A 17826-nucleotide genomic window follows, 5' to 3' on the forward strand; every position below is an offset into this window, starting at 1 on the left:
CAGAGGCTGTTGCGCGAGCTAAATTCATCACATGATGAAAAACGCGGTGAGTTGCCGGGACGTCGTGGTGGTGCGCGGCGACCGGGAGGTCCTGCACGGGGTCGGGTTCGACCTCCGGGCCGGGACGGTGACCGGGCTGCTCGGTCCGTCCGGCTGCGGCAAGACGACGCTGATCCGGGCGATCGTCGGTCTCCAGGCCCGCGTGACTGGCGATGTCTCCGTCCTCGGGTCGCCCGCCGGAGCGCCGACGCTCCGCGGGCGGATCGGGTACGTCACCCAGGAGCCCAGCGTGTACGGCGATCTCACCGTCACCGAGAATCTGCGCTTCTTCGCCGCGGTGCTCGGAGTCCCGGTCGCCGACGTGGATCGGGTCATCGACGCCGTCGACCTGCGCTCGCACGCGGACGATCGCGTCGATCGGCTGTCCGGCGGGCAGCGGTCGAGGGCCTCGCTGGCCGCGGCTCTGCTCGGGGATCCCGAACTCCTCGTCCTCGACGAACCGACCGTCGGTCTGGATCCGGTGTTGAGGCGCGACCTGTGGAGCCTCTTCCACTCCTTGGCGGACGCCGGCGCGACGCTGCTGGTCTCGAGTCACGTGATGGACGAGGCTTCGCGCTGCGACCGCCTCCTGCTGATGCGCGACGGCGACCTGCTCGCCGACGACACCCCGCAAGCCCTGCTCGACTCGGTCGGTACCGACGACATCGAGCAGGCGTTCCTCACCCTCATCGACCGGAAGGCAGGTGCGCGATGACGCCCCGGGTCACCTTCGCCGTCGCCGCTCGGGTCCTGGCCCAGCTGCGCCGCGACCACCGCACGGTCGCGATGCTGATCGTGCTGCCGACGCTACTGGTCAGCCTGATGTGGTGGATGTTCATCGACTCACCGAACGCCTTCGACCGCTTCGGCGGTCCGCTGCTCGCGGTGTTCCCGGCGATCATCATGTTCGTGGTCACCTCGGTCGCGACCCTGCGCGAACGCTCGACCGGCACGCTGTCCAGGCTGTTCACGATGCCGATGGGGAAGCTGGACTTCCTCCTCGGCTACGCGCTCGCCTTCGCCCTGATCGCGGTCGTACAGGCCCTCGTGGTCGTGTCGATCGCTCTGTACGCCCTCGGCCTCAACATCGAGGGTGCTCCCTGGCAACTCGGCGTGGTCGCCGTCCTCGACGGTGTCCTGGGTACGGCGCTCGGCCTCTTCGCCAGCGCCTTCGCCGCCACCGAATTCCAGGCCGTCCAGATGATGCCCGCCGTGATGATCCCCCAGATCCTCCTCTGCGGCCTCCTCATCCCCCGCGACCAACTTCCCACCGCCCTGCACGCCATCAGCGACGTATTGCCCTTGTCCTACGCCGTCGACGCCGTCATCAGCGTTGCCAAAGGCAACGGCTTCACCTCCGGCGCCGGCACCGACGCCCTGATAGTCCTGGCCTTCATCCTCGCCGCCCTGACCCTAGGCGCCGCCACCCTCAAACGCCGCACGGCGTAGACCCACCCCGACCCAACGAAAGCTCAGAGGGCGAGGTTGCTATTGGCGGCAGCTGTTGATCGAAGTGTGACGTTTCCCCTTGTGGATAAGGGCTTTCGATGCCTTGCCGCATTTGCCGCCGTATCGTGACTCTGTGTAGAATCGCACGCATGTTCGACGGAGACCTGGCGACACTATCGACAGCCGACTTGCTGGAGTCGGCTGCCGAACACGACGCCGAGGCCCGACGGGTCGACGCGCGGCGCCTCGAACACGCCCAGGTCTACGCCGACCGTTTCCACCCTGACGCATGCCCGGTCCGGCCGGGCCGGCGGTCGTGGGAGGGCCGGGAGCGGGCGATGGTGCTGGGTGGTGAGGGGTGCCCGGCGATCGCGGAGTTCGCGATCGCCGAGTTCGCGGTCATGCTGGGGATCTCACCGCGGGTCGCGGCGAACTACATCGGTCAGGCGCTGGCCTTACGGCACCGGTTCCCGTTCACCTGGGCGCGGGTCCTGGCCGGGGAGGCGACGCCGTGGAAGGCGTGCCGCATCGTCACAGACTGCGCCAAACTGTCCGAGGTCGCGGCCCGGTACGTCGACCAGCGGGTCGCGCCCCTGGTGGACTCGATCACGCCGTACCGGCTGGCCAAGATCGTTACCGCCGCGAAGCTGTATGCCGACCCGGGCCTGGCGCGGGCGGAGGCCGAGGAGAGGGCCCGCGAACGCGGCGTGTTCGTCGGCCGCTCGAATGAGCACGGCACCAAATCCATGTACATCAGGGCCGCCGCCGGCGCGGTCATCCGCCACGAGGCGACCCTGGCCGCGATCGCCGAGGCCCTGAAGACCTTCGGCGACACCCGCCCAGTCCAGCACCGCCGCGCGGAGGCAGTCGGGATCATCGCCGACCCCCGCTACACCGAAGAACTCCTGGCTCAGGCCCGCCACCACCGCCTCCACAACCCAGCCACCACCGATACCCCGGATACCGCGCCGACCACCACGGCTCGGGACACTGCTCCGGATACTGCGCCGACCGCGACGGCTACGGACACCATCGGACCGACCGCCGCTCCGGACATCGCCGCCGCCCCAGCTTTGGGCCGCCGCTGCCGCAGCCGGGATGTGGACCTGCTCGATGGCCGAGCGATCGACCGGGACGAGCCCGGCCCGGACGACGAAGCCGACCGCGACGCACCCCACCCGAGCGTCAGCGATCTGCCTGACCCCCTCGACACCCCAGACACCGTGCCGATCCAGCCGTTCGACCCATCCGATCCCGGCCTACACCTCGATCCCGACGACGGCCAGGCCATGGACGCCGCCGCCCAACGCGCCCTGCACGCCCGCCTCGCCCAAATCAAACACGACGCCTACACCCACCCCACCACCCCAACCGACACCGACATCACCGGTCACAGCGGCCGCCGCGGAGGACGGCTACGCCTTGGCCAGACGCAGATCTACGTCCACCTCACCGACCACACCCTGGCCACCGGCACCGGTGTACTGCGCGCCGAAGCCATCGGCCCTTTGCTCGCCGACCAGCTCGCCGAGCTCATCGGCTACGACCCCTACACCGTCAAGCCCGTCATCGACCTCAACGACGCCGTCAGCGTCGACGCCTACGAAATCCCCGACCGGATCCGCGAACGCGTCAAACTCACCCACCCCGTCGAACTCTTCCCCTTCGGCACCCAAGAAACCCACCGCGCCATGGACCTGGACCACCTGCGGCCCTTCGATCCGCTTGGCCCACCGGGTCAGACCAACACCACCAACCTCGCGCCGCTGGGCCGGTACGGTCACCGGGTCAAAACCCACGCCCACGGCTGGACCGTCCACCGCATCGACCATAAGACTCTGGAGTGGACGACACCCCATGGCTTCCGATTCCGCGTCGACCCCACCGGCACCCACCGGCTACCCCAACCGGCAGACAGAAGACGGAGTGGATCACACAGCCCGGACGGTGGCCGCTAGGAGCGCAACCATGTCGGAGGCTGAGTCCATGAGTCCAGACGAACCTGTGGTGGAGACCGGTGCCGAGACGGCGCAACTGCTGGAACAGCTGAGATCGGTCCAGCGGTCGTTGCTCTGGAAGCTCGAAGGGCTGAGTGATGCCGAGCTCCGTCGGCCGATGACGAAGACCGGGACCAACCTGATCGGCATCGTCAAGCACCTGACTGGGCTTACGTACGGCTACCTGTGCTCGGCGTTTGGGCGTGAGCGCGAGGTGCTTCCCTGGGAGCTCGACGAAGAGCTCTTGCACGGCCTGGACATGTGGGCGACGCCCGATCTCGTTGCGTTCGATGGTCCTCACCGTTCTCCCGGACACCACCAGGCATGCCGGACATGCCGACGTGGTCAGGGAGATGCTCGACGGCAGGGTCGGAAGCCATCCGGGCGATGTGATGGTCTCTGACGACGAGGAGCAGCTGCGGATGTATCGGGCGCGCATTACCGGAAGGCTCGATCGCGACGCCTGGATGGCGTACGTACGAAGTCGCCCTGACTACGACCCTTCGGCATGGGAGAGCCATCGGGACAGGGTGAACGCGCTGTGGTTCTCGCACACTCCGCCGTAGTTCAAGGCGACCACAGTTACCCGGCGAGGTGGGAGACGTTGCGCCAGGCGGGTCGGGGTTGGTGGTTTGCCGTGGGGCCAGCCGGTGGTGGCGGCTTGGATCCGGGTGCAGGCGGAGGTTTCGTGGGCGAGGAGGTTGCCGGAGCCGCCGAGGCGGTCGGTGAGGTGGTCTTCGAAGGCGCGGTGTTCGTCGAGCATGTCGGACCAGGCAGGCCGTCGTCGCGGACCACGGGGTAGCCGATCGAGACCGCGACGTGGGTGTCGAGGTGTGGGCGGCGGATGGAGCGCAGCGGGTACTCTGCGGTTGCGATCAGCCGGTGTCCGTCGCGCGTGCCCTCGAGCATCTTCCACGCCGGACTGCCGTCCTCCAGGGTCTGCTCAGCAACGAACGCAGCGCATGCCTTGGATCTCGACATCCAGGGCGCGGCCTGGCAGCTCGGTGTCGGTGCTGTCCTGGATGGTGTGCTGGGTACGGCGTTGGGTCTGTTCGCGAGCGCCTTCGCGGCGACCGAATTCCAGGCCGTGCAGATGATGCCGGCCGAGATGATCCCGCAGATGCGGTGGACGCGGTCATCGGAGTTGCCCAGGGCAACGGATTCACCAGTGCGACCGGGAGCTGCTCTTGTCGTTCTGGCGTTCATCCTCGCAGCTCGCAGCTCGCAGCTCGCAGCTCGCTGCTCGCGGCCTCGGTGCGGCAACGCCGAATGGCGTGAAGAGCCGGCGCGCACCAGTGAGTGCGCGCCAGCTCCATTGTCACTCCCGAGCAGCGGATCGGATTTCACCGACGCCGATCCGTATGCCGAGTCTCAGGACGGTTGCCGGGGCTCCAGGATCTTGACGACCTTTCCGTCCTTGTCGTAGGCGGTGGCCTTGAAATCGGTCTCCTTGGCCGTCGTCGGTGGGCTCAGCCAGATGTAGGCGAACCAGCCGTCGGTGACCGGAATGTCGGTAGCCGCCGACGGGCCCATCGGCAGGTGGATCCGGGTTGCCGTGCTCGCCACCCGTCCGCAGGCGCGGGCCTCCCAGCAGCGCTTTCCGGAGCACTCCTGGCCGCTCAGATCCCCACCGGTATAGAGATCCGCCCGTTGCGAACCCTTCGCCGGGGTGAGGATCGGGTCCTGCACCTGCCGCAACGAGTCGAGGTTCAGGAAGGTGATTCCGCGCATCACCATGCCGCCGTCCAGCGAGTTCGTCTCGATCCTGCAGGCGACCGCGGTCCAGGAGTTGGGCGGTGTCCAGCGGCTGCAACTGCTCTGCATCGGCGAGGCGATGCAGTTCGGCACCGACCTCACGTACGTCGTTCATGGAGCTCGCCTTCACAGTGCTCGGCTCGTCCGCTGCCGGTCGATGGCTTGCCGGAGAGTGTCGAGACCGCGTGACACCTGGCTGTTCACGGTGCCGCTGGAGCAACCGAGGATCTCCGCCGTCTGCTCGACGGACAGGTCCTCGTAGTTCCGCAGCACCACACATGCGCGCTGACGTGCCGGCAGACTGCGAAGCACGTCGAGTACTTCGTCGCGCTCAGCGTGCCCGGTGGCCACCGTCGTGCGCCACGTTGACGACCATCCGGCGTGCGTACGCGAACTGACTACCCACCCGCCGTACCCTCGGCCACGCCAGGTACAGCTTGTACAGCGCGTCCTGGACGATGTCGTCCGCCCTGTGCCGGTCGCCACAGACCAGGTACGCCGTCCGCCGCAGCGACGGACTCGTCGTCTCGACGAACTCCACGAAGTCCCGGTCCGCCACGGCCATCCCGCCTCCACTCTCTCCGAATCCCCCTCAAGACGAAAACGCAGGGCGATCAGGTTGCATCCGGATCTGCCGCGTCCGGCGGGAGTCAGCGGACGACGTCGTACACGAGCTTCTGGATGCCGTTGGAGTAGGACTCGCTCTCGACGACCTCGAGGCGTTGCTTGTCCTTGTCGGTTGCGCTGAAGAGGCGCTTGCCGGCTCCGAGCAGGACCGGGAAGACCAGCAGGTGGTATCGGTCGATCAGGCCCGCGTCGGATAGGTTGCGGTCCAGGGTGGCGCTGCCGTGGATGATGATCGGCCCGCCCTCGGTCTGCTTGAGCGCGGCGACGTCGTCGAGGGATCGCAGGATCGTGATGTCGCCCCAGTTCGTCACCAGGTCCTCGTCCTGCAGGGTGGTCGACACGACGTACTTCGGCATCACCCGGTAGCCAGGGAACTCGGGCATGTCCGGCCAGACCGGAGAGAAGGCCTCGTAGCTCGCACGGCCCATCATCATGGCCCCCGCCTCCTCCTGCTCGCGGCTCTTCAGCTCGTACGCGGCCGGGTCGAACTCGATGTCCTTGAACGTCCACCCCGAACTCCGGTAGCCCTCCTCTCCACCAGGCGCCTCGACAACGCCATCGAGCGAAACGAACGCGGTCGCGATCAAAGTACGCATCACAAACTCCTTGTCAGCCCTACCGTCTTGTCACCCTTGCGTCGCCCGACCCCCACCGAACTAGACATTCTGCCGCTTGTGACCCCAATCACACCCCATCAACCGGGGGAGCTACCCGGCGAGGTGGGAGACGTTGTGCCAGGCGGGGTCTGGGTTGGTGGTTATGGTGACTTTGCCGTGGGGCCAGCCGGTGGTGGCGGCTTGGAGTTGGGCGCCGGCGGGGGTGGTGCCGTCGGTGTAGTAGTGCAGGATGCGGGTGCCGGCGGTGGTCTCGTGGGCGAGGAGGTTGCCGGAGCCGCCGAGGCGGTCGGTGAGGTGGTCTTCGAAGGCGCGGAGTTCGTCGAGCATGTCGGACTCGGGCAGCCCGTCGTCGCGGACCACGGGGTAGCCGATCGAGACCGCGACGTGGGTGTCCAGGTGTGGGCGGCGGATGGAGCGCAGCGGGTACTCCGCGGTCGCGATCAGCCGGTGTCCGTCGCGCGTACCCTCGAGCATCTTCCACGCCGGACTGCCGTCCTCCAGGGTGTGCTCGGCCGCGAACGCAGCCACGGCCGGCAGCAGCGAATCGATCGCCACCGCATCAGCCGGCGCCGAACTGAGGGTCTCGATCGCGCCGACCCAGGTCTCCACCATCTCCTCGCCGAGCACCAGGTCGAGGATCAGGAAGGTCACCCGCCGCTGCACGTCGATCGGCACATCAGGAAAGACAGGGTGATGTACGCCGACATGGATCGAAGCCGCGTCGGGTTCGATCGAGACGACCGCCTCGTCGACCGGGATCGGCGGCAGCCCGTCGAAGCGGATCGTGAACGCGGGACCGGGCCGGCGCAGGTCGGCGTACTCCCAGGTCTCGTCGGACGGCGGCGCGGCGCGCAACCAGCGGCGGGCGACGGCGCGGTGGGTGGGGTTGCCGGCCGCGGTGACGATGAGGGCGTGCTTGGCATGCAGTCCCGGACCGAGTTCCCACTCGAGGTCCTGGTGGATCCACCCGATCAGCTCGGTCAGCACGGAGCTCGTCTCGGTCGGCTCCTTCCGCGCGATCGCGTCTGCCACCTGTGCCGCGCCGGCCTCGGTCCACCACGACCAGAACGCGCCGATCGGGTCGGCCTCCACGACGGTCCGCTTGCGACGCTTGAAGATGGGCATGCCCGCATCCTTGCCGACCAAGGGTGCGAGCATCGGACCAGTGGACCGGCTGGTGTGGTCCCCGCCACACGATTAGCGAGCGTCTGGTTCAGGCGCGTAACCTGCTGACACCACTGGCATATGGGGCCGGGTGGGTCGATGAGGAGGAACACGTAGTGCTTCGGCGAGTCCTGCTGGGCATGTCCCGCAGCCCCCAGATCAAGAAGGCCGTGTCGTCACTCCCGGTGTCCAGTGGCATCGTCGCACGGTTCGTCGCCGGCGAGACCGCTCCGGAGGCCGTGCTGGCCACCGAGAAGCTGGTCAGCAACGGCCTGAACGTCACCCTCGACCACCTCGGTGAGGACGTCACCGACCGGGCCGCCGCGACCGCCACCGCGGACGCCTACCTCGAGCTCCTGAAGCAGCTCGCCGCCGCCGGCCTGACCAAGAACGCCGAGGTCTCGGTGAAGCTGTCCGCGGTCGGCCAGGCGCTGCCCGGTGACGGCGAGAAGATCGCGCTGGAGAACGCGCGGACCATCTGCCTCGCGGCCCGCAACGCCGGTACGACGGTCACCCTCGACATGGAGGATCACACCACCACCGACTCCACGCTGGGCATCCTGCGCGAGCTGCGCCAGGACTTCCCGGAGACCGGCGCGGTGCTGCAGGCCTACCTGCGCCGGACCGAGAGCGACTGCCGCGACCTGGCGTACGCCGGTTCCCGTGTCCGGCTCTGCAAGGGCGCGTACAAGGAGCCGGAGTCGGTCGCGTTCCAGGACAAGCGCCAGGTGGACAAGGCGTACGTCCGCGCGATGAAGATCCTGATGAACGGCACCGGCTACCCGATGATCGCCTCGCACGACCCGCGGCTGATCGCGATCGCCGGCTCGCTCGCCGACCGCGCCAACCGTCAGCCGGGCAGCTACGAGTACCAGATGCTCTACGGTATCCGTCCCGAGGAGCAGCTCCGGCTGGTCGGCCTGGGTCACACCATGCGCGTCTACATCCCGTACGGCGAGGACTGGTACGGCTACCTGGTCCGTCGCCTGGCCGAGCGCCCCGCGAACATCCAGTTCTTCGCGAGGTCCCTCATCAGCAAGAAGTAACCTGTCGGCATGACTAGTCAGGTGGCCATTCTCGGGGCCGGTGTGATGGGGGAGACGTTGCTGTCCGGGCTGATTCGGGCCGGGCGGCGACCGGAGGAGCTCCTGATCACCGAGCGCCGGGAGGAGCGGGCCACCGAACTACGCGAGCGGTACGGCGTCGACGTCGTGTCCAACGTGGATGCGGCGGTCAAGGCCGACACCCTGGTTCTTGTGGTGAAGCCGCAGGACATGCCGGACCTGCTCGCCGAGATCGCCCCGGCGGTCCGTGCGTCCCAGACCGTGGTCTCGCTGGCCGCGGGCATCACGACCGGGTTCATCGAATCGCGGCTGCCCGAGGGTGTGGCCGTCGTACGCGTCATGCCGAACACGCCGGCCCTGGTCGACGAAGGGATGGCCGCGATCTCCCGCGGTGCGCACTGCGACGAGAGCCATCTCGAGCTGGCGGAGGGCCTGCTGGCCGCGACCGGCCGGGTCATCCGGGTGCCGGAGAAGCAGCAGGACGCGGTGACCGCGATCTCCGGGTCGGGCCCGGCGTACCTGTTCTTCGTCGTCGAGGCGATGATCGAGGCCGGCGTCCACATGGGCCTGCCGCGGAGCACCTCGACGGACCTCGTCGTCCAGACCGTGGTCGGCTCGGCGAAGCTGCTGCGGGAGACCGGTGAGCACCCGACCGTGCTGCGGGAGCGGGTGACGTCACCGGGCGGTACGACGGCCGCCGCCATCCGCGAACTGGAGGACCACAAGGTCCGGGCCGCGTTCCTGTCCGCGATCGAAGCGGCCCGCAACCGTTCGCGGGCATTGGCTGCCGAATAACACCTCTCCGACGGGTGGCGTTATTGTTGGCGCCGCAGTTTCCTGCCTTGTTCGAGGGATGAGTCGACTATGGTCCCGCCCATGGGTAATCGTTCGGTCGATCCTGCCGCCGCGCCTGCGCAGCAGCAGGAGGTGCCACAGCTGCCGTGGCGGGTGCCATTGGACCCGGCGCCCTGGTGGGCCTGGGCGCTGTTCGTCGCCCCGTTCATCGTCGTACCGGCGCTGAACTCGTGGCTCTGGATGGGTGCCCGCGACATGCTCGCGGTCGGCCTGCTCACGATCATCGGCGCCTCGGTCGTCCGCGTCGCCGGCGGCGTGGTGCTCTACCGCGTGGTGCTGACCGACACCGCCCTCAAGGCCCGCACCAGCATGCTCATCCGCAGCCTCGCCTGGCAGGACGTCGACAAGATCGAGATCGGCGACGACAACGTCGTACTGACCCGCGGCCAGGACGAGAACGAGATCAACGGCATCCCGAAGGACCGCACGGCCGAGGTCGGCGCGGTGATGGAGTCCATCCGCGGCCAGGCGGCCGACAGTCCGGTACGGCGCCACCGGCCGCGTCCCGGGATCGGAGCCCTGCTCGTCCTGACTTACCTGATCCTGTCGGTCGGCGCCTTCCTGCTCCGCTGGCACATCGTCGTCTGACTAGGCGGTCCAAGGTCCTTCGCCGGCGACCCGGTCCAGGGTGATCCGGGCGATCATGCCGGTGTCCCAGATGCCTTCACCGAAAGGGAACTCGGGTACGCCGAGGTAGCGCTGCGACAGGCCGTCCATCAGCGCCTTGTAGTCGACCGGGATCCCGGGCCCTTCGAGCTTCGCCGTTCCGCGGATCACCAGGTACTGCGTGATGCCGCGAGGGCTCAGCTGGTCGTCCTGGACCAGCAGCGTCACGCGCGGATCGCGCAGCAGGTTACGGGTCTTGCGGTGCGGCCGCTGGAGGCCGAGCAGGATCTCGTCTCCGTCGCGCCCGGCCCAGACCAGCGACGCCTGCGGCGAGCCGTCGGGGTCGAGGGTGACGACGGTGACGTCCTTGGGTTCGGTGAAGAGCCGGTGGGCACTTTCGGGGAGAGCGTTCATACCTGAGACGGTAGGCAGCGCCGTGGGAACCTCTGAGTACCCTGGACGGTCGTGGATGGATTGGATCCCGGCAACGTCTTCCTCGCCGACTGCCCGGCCCGGCTCGCGGTCGAGGTGATCGCGGACAAGTGGGCCGTGGTCGTGCTGTGGGGCCTCAATGAAGGACCGCGGCGGCACTCGGAGCTGATCACGCTGATCGGCGGCATCTCGAAGAAGGTGCTCACCCAGACCCTGCGCCGGCTGCAGGCGAACGGCCTGGTCGACCGGCAGAACTTCGGCGGTGTGCCGCCCCGCGTCGAGTACGAGCTGACCGGCCTCGGCCGGACCCTGATGGCGCCGATCCGGATGCTCACGATGTGGGCGGAGGAGAACGGGGAGGCGGTGCTCGCGGCGCAGGAGGGAGGATGACGGCATGGACTTCTCTTTGTGGCCCGCGGCATCCAGGACCTGGTCGGACGTGCTCGACGGAGCCGAGTACGCCGAACGCACCGGCTGGCACGGGGTCTGGATAGCAGATCACTTCATGCAGAACGGCGACGACCTGTCCGTTCCCGTCAACGAAGCCTTCGCCCTGCTGGCCGGGATCGTCGCCCGGACCGAGCGGGTCCGGGTCGGCTCGATGGTGCTCGGCAACACCTACCGGCATCCCGCCGTCGTCGCGAACACGGCGGCGACGATCGATCAGATGAGCAACGGCCGGTTCGTCCTCGGGATCGGGGCCGGCTGGCAGGTGAACGAGCACGAGGTCTACGGCATCGAGCTGCCGCCGGTGCGTGAACGGCTGGCCCGGTTCGAAGAGGCCTGCCAGGTGATCAAGGGCCTGCTCACCGAGGAGCGGACGACCTTTGACGGGTCCTACTACCAGCTGACGGGCGCCCCCTTGGAGCCGAAGCCGGCCCACCTGCCGATCCTGATCGGCGCCGCCGGCGAGAAGGTTGCCCTCGGCATCGTTGCGAAGTACGCCGACGAGTGGAACCACTGGGGTGACGCGGCGCTGGCCGCCCACAAGGGCGAGGTGTTCGCCGCGCACTGCGAGCGCCTCGGCCGCGACCCGAAGTCGGTCCGCCGGTCCGCGCAGACGATGCTGGAGGTCGTCGTACCGGGTGACACCGAGGCGGCCGAGCGGAAGGAACGGCTCGAGAGCCGTGGCGGGCACGTGATCATGGGGTCGGCGCAGGAGGTGCTCGACAAGGTCGCGCAGTACCCGGCGGCGGGGATCGACGAGCTGCTCGTGCCGGACGCCTTCCTCGGCTCCGGTAACCGGCGGTTCGACGCGCTGGAGCGCCTGCGCGAAGAGGTTTTCGCCAAGATCTAAAGGGACAGCGTGGCCAGGACCGGCCAGTGGTCGCTGGGCAGCCGTCCGTCCGGGCGGTAGTGGGAGACGGCTGCCTCGACCACGGTCCACCCCGCGCTGACCAGGATGTGATCGATCCGGTCGTCGTCCTCCGCGCCGGTGAAGTCGTTCCAGCTCCCACCGGCCTCGATCGGTACGGCGAGGCGCAGGCCGGACTCGATCAGCGTCTTCAGCGGCGGGGAGTCCGGCGTCGCGTTCAGATCGCCCATCACGATCCACGGCAGCTCGCCGGCGGTCCAGCGCGCGATCAGTCGCGACGACTGCAGCTGGGCCATCTCGCCGGCGTGGTCGTAGTGCGTGTTCGCGACGCCGATCGTCGTACCGTTGCGGTGCCGCAGCCAGACCAGCGTCGCGATCCGGGTCAGGTCCGCGTCCCAGCCGACCGAGCCCGGCGTGCCGGGATCGTCAGACAGCCACCGGGTCTCGTGCTTCTCGACGCGCCAGTCGCCGGGCCGGACCATGACGACGGAATGCTCGCCGGCGCTCATCCCGTCGTCCCGGCCGACGCCGACGATCTCGTACTTCGGGAATCGCCAGCGCAGGTAGTCGAGCTGGTCGGGCAGCACTTCCTGCAGCCCGACCACGTCCGCGTCCAGGTGCTCGATCGCCGCCACTGTCGCGTTCCGCCGGACCGGCCAGGCGTTGTCGCCGTCGGGTGCGGAGGAGTTGCGGATGTTGAACGTGGCGGCGCGAATCTTCATGGTGCCGATCCTGCCAAACCCATCGCCCGCGTCGCCGCTCGGAGTCGGGGCGTGCTCGCGTCGATCGCCCGATCCCGGCCCTGCGCGAGCAGCTGGTCGATCGCACCGGGATCGCTCGTCAGCCGCGCGTACTCCTTCTGCAGCGGCTCGATCACGGCCAGCACGGCGTCCGCGACGTCCTGCTTGAGCGATCCGTACGACGAGTACGACGCCGCCAGCGTGACCGGATCGCCGTCCGTACACGCCGCCAGGACCTCGAGCAGGTTCGTGACGCCGGGTTTGTTCGCCTCGTCGTGGCGGACCTCGTTGTCGGAGTCGGTCACCGCCCGCATGACCTGCCGGCGGATCACGTCCGGCGGGTCGAGCAGCCGGATCACGCCGATCGCGTCGTCGGCAGCGGACTTGCTCATCTTGGTCGTCGGACTGGCCAGGTCCTTGACCCGCGTCGCCAGCGCGGCCTTCGCCAACTGCGGTACGACGAACGTCTCGCCGTACTCGCGGTTGAACCGGATCGCGATGTCCCGGGCCAGCTCGACGTGCTGATCCTGGTCACCGCCGACCGGGACCTGCTTGGCGCCGTACAGCAGGATGTCCGCGGCCATCAGGCACGGATAGGTGAACAGCGAGGCCCGCGTCATCGGGCGCCCGTTGCCCTTCTCCTTGTACTGGATCATCCGCGACAGTTCGCCGACGTACGACGTGCACTCGAGCAGATACGCGAGCTGCGCGTGCGCGGGGACGTCGGACTGGATGAACACGGTCCCTTCGGGAACGCCGGCCGCGAGCATCAGCGTCGCGAACTCCCGGGTGAGCGCGGCGAGTCTTCGGGGGTCGTGCTTGGTCGTCATCGCGTGCAGGTTGGCGACGAAGTAGAACCCGTCGGGGTCGGTGAACCGGCGGAGCGCGCCGAGGTGGTTGCCCAGCGTCAGACGGCCGGACGGGGTGATACCGGACAGCGAAGTCATGATGTTTGCCCTTTCGGTGAGTGTGAGAGCCCCACCGAGGGCATCAAAAAGGCCGCCTCGGCGAGGCGGCCTCTTGGATGCGTGCGAACACGCCGGGGGACCGCCCTAGGCGGCCCACCACAGCTGCAAGTTCGTGTTCACGGCATCAGAGTAGCTCATCGACCGGGGCGGTGGGGAAGGAATTCAACGCTGCGTCAGCGACTGGACGATCAGCTCGTTGCGGGCGTCCTGACCGAGCGGCACCGAGGGGTGGACGCCGTCGCGGAGGTAGTTGGCCAGGCGGTACGGCTTGACCCAGAGCCACTCGGCCCAGCGGATGATGCGCAGGTTCGGGTACTTCTTCTGCGCGTCGTACAGCTGCATGTTGAGCCAGGAGCTGTTGCGCTGGTCGGCAAGCTGCACCGCCGCGGTCTGGGCCGTGCGGACGACCTGGAGGTCGACCCAGAACAGCGTCCGGTTCTGGCCGACGATGCTGATCGCCCGGTCGACCTGTGCCGCGAACTTCGGCGGGTCGAAGATGTCGTTCGACCCGCTCGCCATCAGGATCCGCCGCGGCAGGCCGTACGCCGACGCCCACTGCTGCAGCGCGTCGACCGCGCCTGAGGTGGGCCGGCTGGACCAGTTGTTCACCGCCATCTGGCTGCCGTCGCGGTTCAGCAGCCGGATCGCCAGCGACTTGCCGTCCTGGACCGAGATGCTGTCCCCGAACATGTACACGCCGTTGGTCTCGACCACGCGCCTGATCTGCGTCTCGGTCGCGATGGCCCGGGTCCCGTTCGCCCAGGAGCCGAGCGTGCCGGAGCCGTACAGGCCGCCGGGCGTCGCGGCCGTCGCCGGCACGGTCGAGGCGGCCACGGTCGACGCGGCGACGGCCGCTCCCGCCGTGAAGACCTGCCGCCGATTGGGTCTGATCGAGCTCAAGCGCTTCCTCACGGGAAGGAACTGTGCGGCCTGACCACCGATCGGCGCAACTCCGGTTGGCGGCGGCCGGACGCCGCGCAGAGTACAGGACTAGACCAGCTTATGTCACCCTCCGCAACCGAATCGCTCCCCGGTTTGCAGTTAGCTGCAAATCCTGTAACGCCTTGCAGTCCTTGAGCGATGAAGCACCTGTCGGACCAGTTGTCACACGGGTCGGCGCGGCTCTGGAGGGGTGTCGCGCCGGCTCGTGTCCTTCGTCAAGGCGCTGATGAGGGGCTCGGCCACCGCCATCACGTCTTCCGGTGGCGCATCCAGACCGTCCAATCGGACCAGGTGCCGCCCGATCACGAGCCCGAGTGTCAACGCGCCGATCACGCCGGAACGCAGTACGGCGTCCTCCCCGGGCAACTGCGCTGCCACCTGACGCTGCTGCCCGGTCATCGCGGATCGCACCTCGTCGGCCGCCTCGGGATGACTGAACATCGCCCGGAGCGCGGCAAGTGCCGCAGCCGGCTCCTCCGCGAGCTTCTCCGACAGTGCGGTGGTCAATTGGGCGGCGATCTCTGCCGGCGATCCCACGATCGGCCCGTCCGCGGGCATCGCGGCCGCCTGGGCGAACAGTCGCTCCTTGGATCCGAAGTACCGCATCACCAGGCCGGGATCGCTGCCGGCCGCGGTCGCGACGGCCCGGATCGTCGTCCGGTCGTAACCGTGCTCACCGAACAGCTGCCGCGCCGCCGTCAGGATCCGCGCCTCCGTCCGCCGCCGCTGCTCCACCCTCGTGCTCATGAACTTCAGTCTACGCATGTTGACTCAAAAGACGTACGGCTCTATGGTTTCAGTCAACACACGTAGACTGAAATGAGGAGACATGATTCAAGCGATCGTGCTGACGTTCCTGGCCGGCTTGATGGGCACGAACGGCATCCCGCACTTCGTCCAGGGCATCAGCGCCCGCGAGTACCCGAACCTGACCGGCAACTCGCCGACCAGGAACGCCGTCGGCGGCCTGGGGGCGTTCGCGATCGCCGGCGCGCTGACTGCCTTGGCGCACGTCGGCGCGCATCCGTGGGCTGCCCTGATCGCGGCCGCTGTCGGCATCCTGGCGATGACCGTCTTCCATGCTCAGCGCGGCGCTTACCGATTGAGCGCCAGGTTCGGCAAACCACTTCCTCACGTCTGACGGTTAAGGTCGGAGACATGAGCGGTGAGGCGATGCTGGTCTTCGACGACGGACTGACCGAGTACGACTTCGGCCGCGGGCATCCGATGAGTCCGATCCGCGTGCAGTTGACGATCCGGCTGGCGAGCGCGCTCGGTGTGCTCGACGAGCTCAAGGTCGTGCCGGCGCCGACGGCCGACGACGCACTGCTCGAGACCGTGCACACCGCCGAGTACATCGCCGCGGTCAAGCGGGCCGGCGAGAACCCCGACGGCTCCGATGAGGTGCACGGGCTCGGCACTCACGACACGTACTGTTTCCCGCGGATGCACGAGGTCTCCGCGCACATCGTCGGCGCGAGCGTCGAGGCCGCCCGCGCGGTCTGGGAGGGCGATGTCCTGCACGCCGCCAACATCGCCGGCGGCCTGCACCACGCGATGCCGGACCGGGCCAGCGGTTTCTGCGTCTACAACGATCCGGCCATCGCGATCCAGTGGCTGCTCGACCACGGCGCCGAGCGGATCGCGTACGTCGACGTCGACGTGCACCACGGTGACGGCGTACAGGCGGCGTTCTACAACGATCCGCGCGTACTGACGGTCAGCCTGCACGAGTCGCCGACCACGCTCTTCCCCGGCACCGGCAGCGCGGGGGAGACGGGCGGGCCGGACGCCGAGGGTACGTCGGTCAACGTGGCACTGCCGCCCGGGACCGGCGACGCCGGCTGGTTGCGGGCGTTCCACGCGATCGTGCCGGATGTGGTGAAGGCGTTCCGGCCGTCGGTCCTGGTGACGCAGCACGGCTGCGACTCGCATGTCGAGGATCCCCTGGCCCACCTGACGAAAACGATCGACGGGCAGCGAGCGGCGTACTTGGCCCTGCACGACCTCGCGCACGAGGTGGCCGGCGGGAAGTGGGTCGCCACCGGCGGCGGTGGGTACGCGATCGTCGACGTCGTACCGCGGGCCTGGACTCACCTGCTCGCAATCGTCGCGGGCAACCCGATCGACCCGCTGACGCCGGTGCCGGAGTCGTGGCGCGAGGAGGTCCAACTCCGCTTCGCGCGGGTCGCGCCGCTGCGGATGACGGACGGCCGGGACGCGTCGTACGTGGACTGGTCGAGCGGCTACAACCCCGACACCTGGCTGGACCGCGCGATCAAGGCGACCCGTGACACCAGCTTCCCGCTCTTGGGTCTCGATCCCTCCTATTGAGTCACACGAGTCCCCCTCTTTCCCATTCGTACCAACAGCCACTACGCTCGTTGCATGCACGGACGGAGGTGCCGGAGGGGAAGCCGGCGCACGATCCGTGCTGGAAGTGCGGTGCGCAATGGCATCAAAGAAGTCCGGTGGTGAGCAGCCGCTCGCCGAGGTGAAGTTCCTGACCGTGGCGGAGGTCGCCACGGCCATGCGCGTGTCCAAGATGACGGTGTACCGCCTGGTGCACTCCGGTGAGCTGCCCGCGGTGCGGGTGGGTCGTTCGTTCCGGGTGTCGGAGGACGCCGTGCACGACTACCTCAAGGGCGCCTTCTTCCAGGCCGGATAACCACGAGAAGCCGAAGCGGCCGGATCCCTCGGGACCGGCCGCTTCGTCATGTCTCCGGCAGTCCCGAGAGCGCCCGCAGTGCGGCGGTGGCGCGCTGGACGGTTTCGCCGGGCAGGCCGTCCCACAGCTTGTGCTGCGCGGCGGCGCTCGCGATCACGGCTTCCTCGGCGAGCGTCACGCCCTCGGCGGTGAGCCGGATCTGGGTGCCGCGCCCGTCGTCCGGGTCGGGCTCGCGGGCCACGAATCCACGCCGTACCAACTGGTTGACGACATTGCTCGTGCCGCCCGAGGACAGCAGCAGACTGCGGCTCAGGTCCGACGGCTTCTGCCGGTACGGCGCTCCCGAGCGGCGCAGCGCGACGATCACGTCGTACTCGGCCGCGGTCAGACCGAGCTCCCGCAGCACCGGCCGAGTGGCCTGGTCCAGGGCGTCTGCCAGCACCATCAGGCGCTTGGTCAGCTCGCTGGTCGGGTGCAGCGCGTCCGGCAGTTCGTCCTGCCAGGCCGCGAGGATCCCGTCCACCCGATCGCTCGTGGTCATGGTTGACAGCCTATCTGGCTTTGGTGATAGCTTTCTATAAAGCTTTC

Annotated in this window: 24 protein-coding genes and 1 pseudogene; 13 read left to right on the top strand and 12 right to left on the bottom strand. The window is 68.4% G+C overall.

All coding sequences use genetic code 11. The features are described 5' to 3' along the window. The first annotated feature begins 31 nt into the window (after window positions 1–31). The 5 genes and pseudogenes from OG876_RS17055 (at window position 32) to OG876_RS44050 (ending at window position 4051) form a co-directional block, all read left to right on the top strand. The gene (locus OG876_RS17055; RefSeq protein WP_328525853.1) at window positions 32–754 is read left to right on the top strand and encodes an ABC transporter ATP-binding protein; all 723 of its coding nucleotides are present in this window, start codon (window positions 32–34) and stop codon (window positions 752–754) included. Then, window positions 751–1488 carry an ABC transporter permease gene (locus tag OG876_RS17060; protein WP_328525854.1) on the top strand — a complete coding sequence of 246 codons (738 nt, stop codon included), beginning with the start codon at window positions 751–753 and terminating at the stop codon, window positions 1486–1488. Before OG876_RS17055 ends, OG876_RS17060 begins: the two co-directional genes overlap by 4 nt. 149 nt (window positions 1489–1637) lie before the next feature. Then, window positions 1638–3446 carry a hypothetical protein gene (locus OG876_RS17065; protein ID WP_328525855.1) on the top strand — a complete coding sequence of 603 codons (1809 nt, stop codon included), beginning with the start codon at window positions 1638–1640 and terminating at the stop codon, window positions 3444–3446. Between the two features lie 28 nt (window positions 3447–3474). Continuing rightward, window positions 3475–3702: pseudogene (locus OG876_RS44045) on the top strand (mycothiol transferase); the annotation flags it as partial. Continuing rightward, window positions 3689–4051: a mycothiol transferase gene (locus tag OG876_RS44050; RefSeq protein ID WP_442914136.1), complete on the top strand. Its 363-nt coding sequence runs from the start codon at window positions 3689–3691 to the stop codon at window positions 4049–4051. The pseudogene OG876_RS44045 and the gene OG876_RS44050, both read left to right, overlap by 14 nt. On the opposite strand, the gene OG876_RS17070 is transcribed toward OG876_RS44050, so the two are convergent. From OG876_RS17070 to OG876_RS17095, 6 genes are all read right to left on the bottom strand, one after another. Next, window positions 3979–4248 (bottom strand): hypothetical protein, encoded by a 270-nt coding sequence (locus OG876_RS17070; protein WP_328525856.1) that lies wholly within the window; start codon window positions 4246–4248, stop codon window positions 3979–3981. The two genes, OG876_RS44050 and OG876_RS17070, sit on opposite strands and share 73 nt — an antisense overlap. 608 nt (window positions 4249–4856) lie before the next feature. Beyond that, a complete protein-coding gene (locus OG876_RS17075) occupies window positions 4857–5342 on the bottom strand; it encodes a hypothetical protein (protein WP_328525857.1) in 486 nt (161 codons plus the stop codon). Between the two features lie 24 nt (window positions 5343–5366). Further along, window positions 5367–5591, bottom strand: coding sequence for a sigma-70 family RNA polymerase sigma factor (locus tag OG876_RS17080; RefSeq protein WP_328525858.1), 225 nt, complete (start codon window positions 5589–5591; stop codon window positions 5367–5369). Then, window positions 5572–5805, bottom strand: a complete 234-nt coding sequence (locus OG876_RS17085) for a sigma factor (protein ID WP_328525859.1) — start codon at window positions 5803–5805, stop codon at window positions 5572–5574. Before OG876_RS17085 ends, OG876_RS17080 begins: the two co-directional genes overlap by 20 nt. 85 nt (window positions 5806–5890) lie before the next feature. After that, a complete protein-coding gene (locus OG876_RS17090; protein WP_328525860.1) occupies window positions 5891–6463 on the bottom strand; it encodes a dihydrofolate reductase family protein in 573 nt (190 codons plus the stop codon). Window positions 6464–6574: 111 nt separating this feature from the next. Further along, window positions 6575–7609 carry a DUF695 domain-containing protein gene (locus OG876_RS17095; protein WP_328525861.1) on the bottom strand — a complete coding sequence of 345 codons (1035 nt, stop codon included), beginning with the start codon at window positions 7607–7609 and terminating at the stop codon, window positions 6575–6577. Between the two features lie 155 nt (window positions 7610–7764). On the opposite strand from OG876_RS17095, the gene OG876_RS17100 reads away from it, so the two are divergent. The 3 genes from OG876_RS17100 (at window position 7765) to OG876_RS17110 (ending at window position 10155) form a co-directional block, all read left to right on the top strand. Then, window positions 7765–8694, top strand: coding sequence for a proline dehydrogenase family protein (locus tag OG876_RS17100; RefSeq protein WP_328525862.1), 930 nt, complete (start codon window positions 7765–7767; stop codon window positions 8692–8694). 9 nt (window positions 8695–8703) lie between these two features. Beyond that, window positions 8704–9507, top strand: a complete 804-nt coding sequence (proC, locus tag OG876_RS17105; RefSeq protein WP_328525863.1) for a pyrroline-5-carboxylate reductase — start codon at window positions 8704–8706, stop codon at window positions 9505–9507. Window positions 9508–9588: 81 nt separating this feature from the next. Then, the gene (locus tag OG876_RS17110; protein ID WP_328525864.1) at window positions 9589–10155 is read left to right on the top strand and encodes a hypothetical protein; all 567 of its coding nucleotides are present in this window, start codon (window positions 9589–9591) and stop codon (window positions 10153–10155) included. Here the strand turns inward: OG876_RS17110 and OG876_RS17115 are convergent, their stop codons facing one another. Continuing rightward, complete coding sequence (locus OG876_RS17115) at window positions 10156–10587, bottom strand: pyridoxamine 5'-phosphate oxidase family protein (protein WP_328525865.1); 432 nt, start codon at window positions 10585–10587, stop codon at window positions 10156–10158. A 51-nt stretch (window positions 10588–10638) separates the two neighbouring features. Between OG876_RS17115 and OG876_RS17120 the strand changes: the two genes are divergently transcribed. Continuing rightward, the gene (locus OG876_RS17120) at window positions 10639–10995 is read left to right on the top strand and encodes a winged helix-turn-helix transcriptional regulator (protein WP_328525866.1); all 357 of its coding nucleotides are present in this window, start codon (window positions 10639–10641) and stop codon (window positions 10993–10995) included. A 4-nt stretch (window positions 10996–10999) separates the two neighbouring features. Next, window positions 11000–11902 (top strand): TIGR03560 family F420-dependent LLM class oxidoreductase, encoded by a 903-nt coding sequence (locus OG876_RS17125; protein WP_328525867.1) that lies wholly within the window; start codon window positions 11000–11002, stop codon window positions 11900–11902. Here the strand turns inward: OG876_RS17125 and OG876_RS17130 are convergent. From OG876_RS17130 to OG876_RS17145, 4 genes are all read right to left on the bottom strand, one after another. Further along, entirely contained in the window at window positions 11899–12642 is a 744-nt protein-coding gene (locus OG876_RS17130) for an endonuclease/exonuclease/phosphatase family protein (protein ID WP_328525868.1), read from the bottom strand. The two genes, OG876_RS17125 and OG876_RS17130, sit on opposite strands and share 4 nt — an antisense overlap. Continuing rightward, complete coding sequence (trpS, locus tag OG876_RS17135; RefSeq protein ID WP_328525869.1) at window positions 12639–13607, bottom strand: tryptophan--tRNA ligase; 969 nt, start codon at window positions 13605–13607, stop codon at window positions 12639–12641. Before trpS ends, OG876_RS17130 begins: the two co-directional genes overlap by 4 nt. Window positions 13608–13790: 183 nt before the next feature. Next, the gene (locus OG876_RS17140; RefSeq protein ID WP_328525870.1) at window positions 13791–14540 is read right to left on the bottom strand and encodes a hypothetical protein; all 750 of its coding nucleotides are present in this window, start codon (window positions 14538–14540) and stop codon (window positions 13791–13793) included. A 192-nt stretch (window positions 14541–14732) separates the two neighbouring features. Further along, window positions 14733–15317: a TetR/AcrR family transcriptional regulator gene (locus OG876_RS17145; RefSeq protein ID WP_328525871.1), complete on the bottom strand. Its 585-nt coding sequence runs from the start codon at window positions 15315–15317 to the stop codon at window positions 14733–14735. 82 nt (window positions 15318–15399) lie between these two features. Here OG876_RS17145 and OG876_RS17150 point away from each other — a divergent pair, with 82 nt between their 5' ends. The 3 genes from OG876_RS17150 (at window position 15400) to OG876_RS17160 (ending at window position 17238) form a co-directional block, all read left to right on the top strand. After that, window positions 15400–15711 carry a hypothetical protein gene (locus tag OG876_RS17150; protein ID WP_328525872.1) on the top strand — a complete coding sequence of 104 codons (312 nt, stop codon included), beginning with the start codon at window positions 15400–15402 and terminating at the stop codon, window positions 15709–15711. A gap of 17 nt (window positions 15712–15728) precedes the next feature. Next, window positions 15729–16904, top strand: coding sequence for an acetoin utilization protein AcuC (locus OG876_RS17155; RefSeq protein ID WP_328525873.1), 1176 nt, complete (start codon window positions 15729–15731; stop codon window positions 16902–16904). Window positions 16905–17022: 118 nt separating this feature from the next. Then, window positions 17023–17238 (top strand): helix-turn-helix domain-containing protein, encoded by a 216-nt coding sequence (locus tag OG876_RS17160; RefSeq protein WP_012923942.1) that lies wholly within the window; start codon window positions 17023–17025, stop codon window positions 17236–17238. 46 nt (window positions 17239–17284) lie between these two features. On the opposite strand, the gene OG876_RS17165 is transcribed toward OG876_RS17160, so the two are convergent. After that, complete coding sequence (locus OG876_RS17165) at window positions 17285–17779, bottom strand: MarR family winged helix-turn-helix transcriptional regulator (RefSeq protein WP_328525874.1); 495 nt, start codon at window positions 17777–17779, stop codon at window positions 17285–17287. Between the last annotated feature and the right edge of the window lie 47 nt (window positions 17780–17826).

Origin of the sequence: Kribbella sp. NBC_00359 (assembly GCF_036097425.1) — a bacterium.
Taxonomy (GTDB): Bacteria; Actinomycetota; Actinomycetes; order Propionibacteriales; family Kribbellaceae; genus Kribbella.

What these genes read in the sequence shown, in the direction of transcription:
- OG876_RS17055 (WP_328525853.1), top strand. Translation starts at nt 32, where the DNA reads ATGATGAAAAACGCGGTGAGTTGCCGGGACGTCGTGGTGGTGCGCGGC.
- trpS (WP_328525869.1), bottom strand. Translation starts at nt 13,607, where the DNA reads ATGACTTCGCTGTCCGGTATCACCCCGTCCGGCCGTCTGACGCTGGGC.
- OG876_RS17065 (WP_328525855.1), top strand. Translation starts at nt 1,638, where the DNA reads ATGTTCGACGGAGACCTGGCGACACTATCGACAGCCGACTTGCTGGAG.
- OG876_RS17150 (WP_328525872.1), top strand. Translation starts at nt 15,400, where the DNA reads ATGATTCAAGCGATCGTGCTGACGTTCCTGGCCGGCTTGATGGGCACG.
- OG876_RS17070 (WP_328525856.1), bottom strand. Translation starts at nt 4,248, where the DNA reads ATGCTCGACGAACACCGCGCCTTCGAAGACCACCTCACCGACCGCCTC.
- OG876_RS17110 (WP_328525864.1), top strand. Translation starts at nt 9,589, where the DNA reads ATGGGTAATCGTTCGGTCGATCCTGCCGCCGCGCCTGCGCAGCAGCAG.
- OG876_RS17090 (WP_328525860.1), bottom strand. Translation starts at nt 6,463, where the DNA reads ATGCGTACTTTGATCGCGACCGCGTTCGTTTCGCTCGATGGCGTTGTC.
- OG876_RS17130 (WP_328525868.1), bottom strand. Translation starts at nt 12,642, where the DNA reads ATGAAGATTCGCGCCGCCACGTTCAACATCCGCAACTCCTCCGCACCC.
- OG876_RS17145 (WP_328525871.1), bottom strand. Translation starts at nt 15,317, where the DNA reads ATGAGCACGAGGGTGGAGCAGCGGCGGCGGACGGAGGCGCGGATCCTG.
- OG876_RS17060 (WP_328525854.1), top strand. Translation starts at nt 751, where the DNA reads ATGACGCCCCGGGTCACCTTCGCCGTCGCCGCTCGGGTCCTGGCCCAG.
- OG876_RS17160 (WP_012923942.1), top strand. Translation starts at nt 17,023, where the DNA reads ATGGCATCAAAGAAGTCCGGTGGTGAGCAGCCGCTCGCCGAGGTGAAG.
- OG876_RS17115 (WP_328525865.1), bottom strand. Translation starts at nt 10,587, where the DNA reads ATGAACGCTCTCCCCGAAAGTGCCCACCGGCTCTTCACCGAACCCAAG.
- OG876_RS17155 (WP_328525873.1), top strand. Translation starts at nt 15,729, where the DNA reads ATGAGCGGTGAGGCGATGCTGGTCTTCGACGACGGACTGACCGAGTAC.
- OG876_RS17165 (WP_328525874.1), bottom strand. Translation starts at nt 17,779, where the DNA reads ATGACCACGAGCGATCGGGTGGACGGGATCCTCGCGGCCTGGCAGGAC.
- OG876_RS17085 (WP_328525859.1), bottom strand. Translation starts at nt 5,805, where the DNA reads ATGGCCGTGGCGGACCGGGACTTCGTGGAGTTCGTCGAGACGACGAGT.
- OG876_RS17095 (WP_328525861.1), bottom strand. Translation starts at nt 7,609, where the DNA reads ATGCCCATCTTCAAGCGTCGCAAGCGGACCGTCGTGGAGGCCGACCCG.
- OG876_RS17125 (WP_328525867.1), top strand. Translation starts at nt 11,000, where the DNA reads ATGGACTTCTCTTTGTGGCCCGCGGCATCCAGGACCTGGTCGGACGTG.
- proC (WP_328525863.1), top strand. Translation starts at nt 8,704, where the DNA reads ATGACTAGTCAGGTGGCCATTCTCGGGGCCGGTGTGATGGGGGAGACG.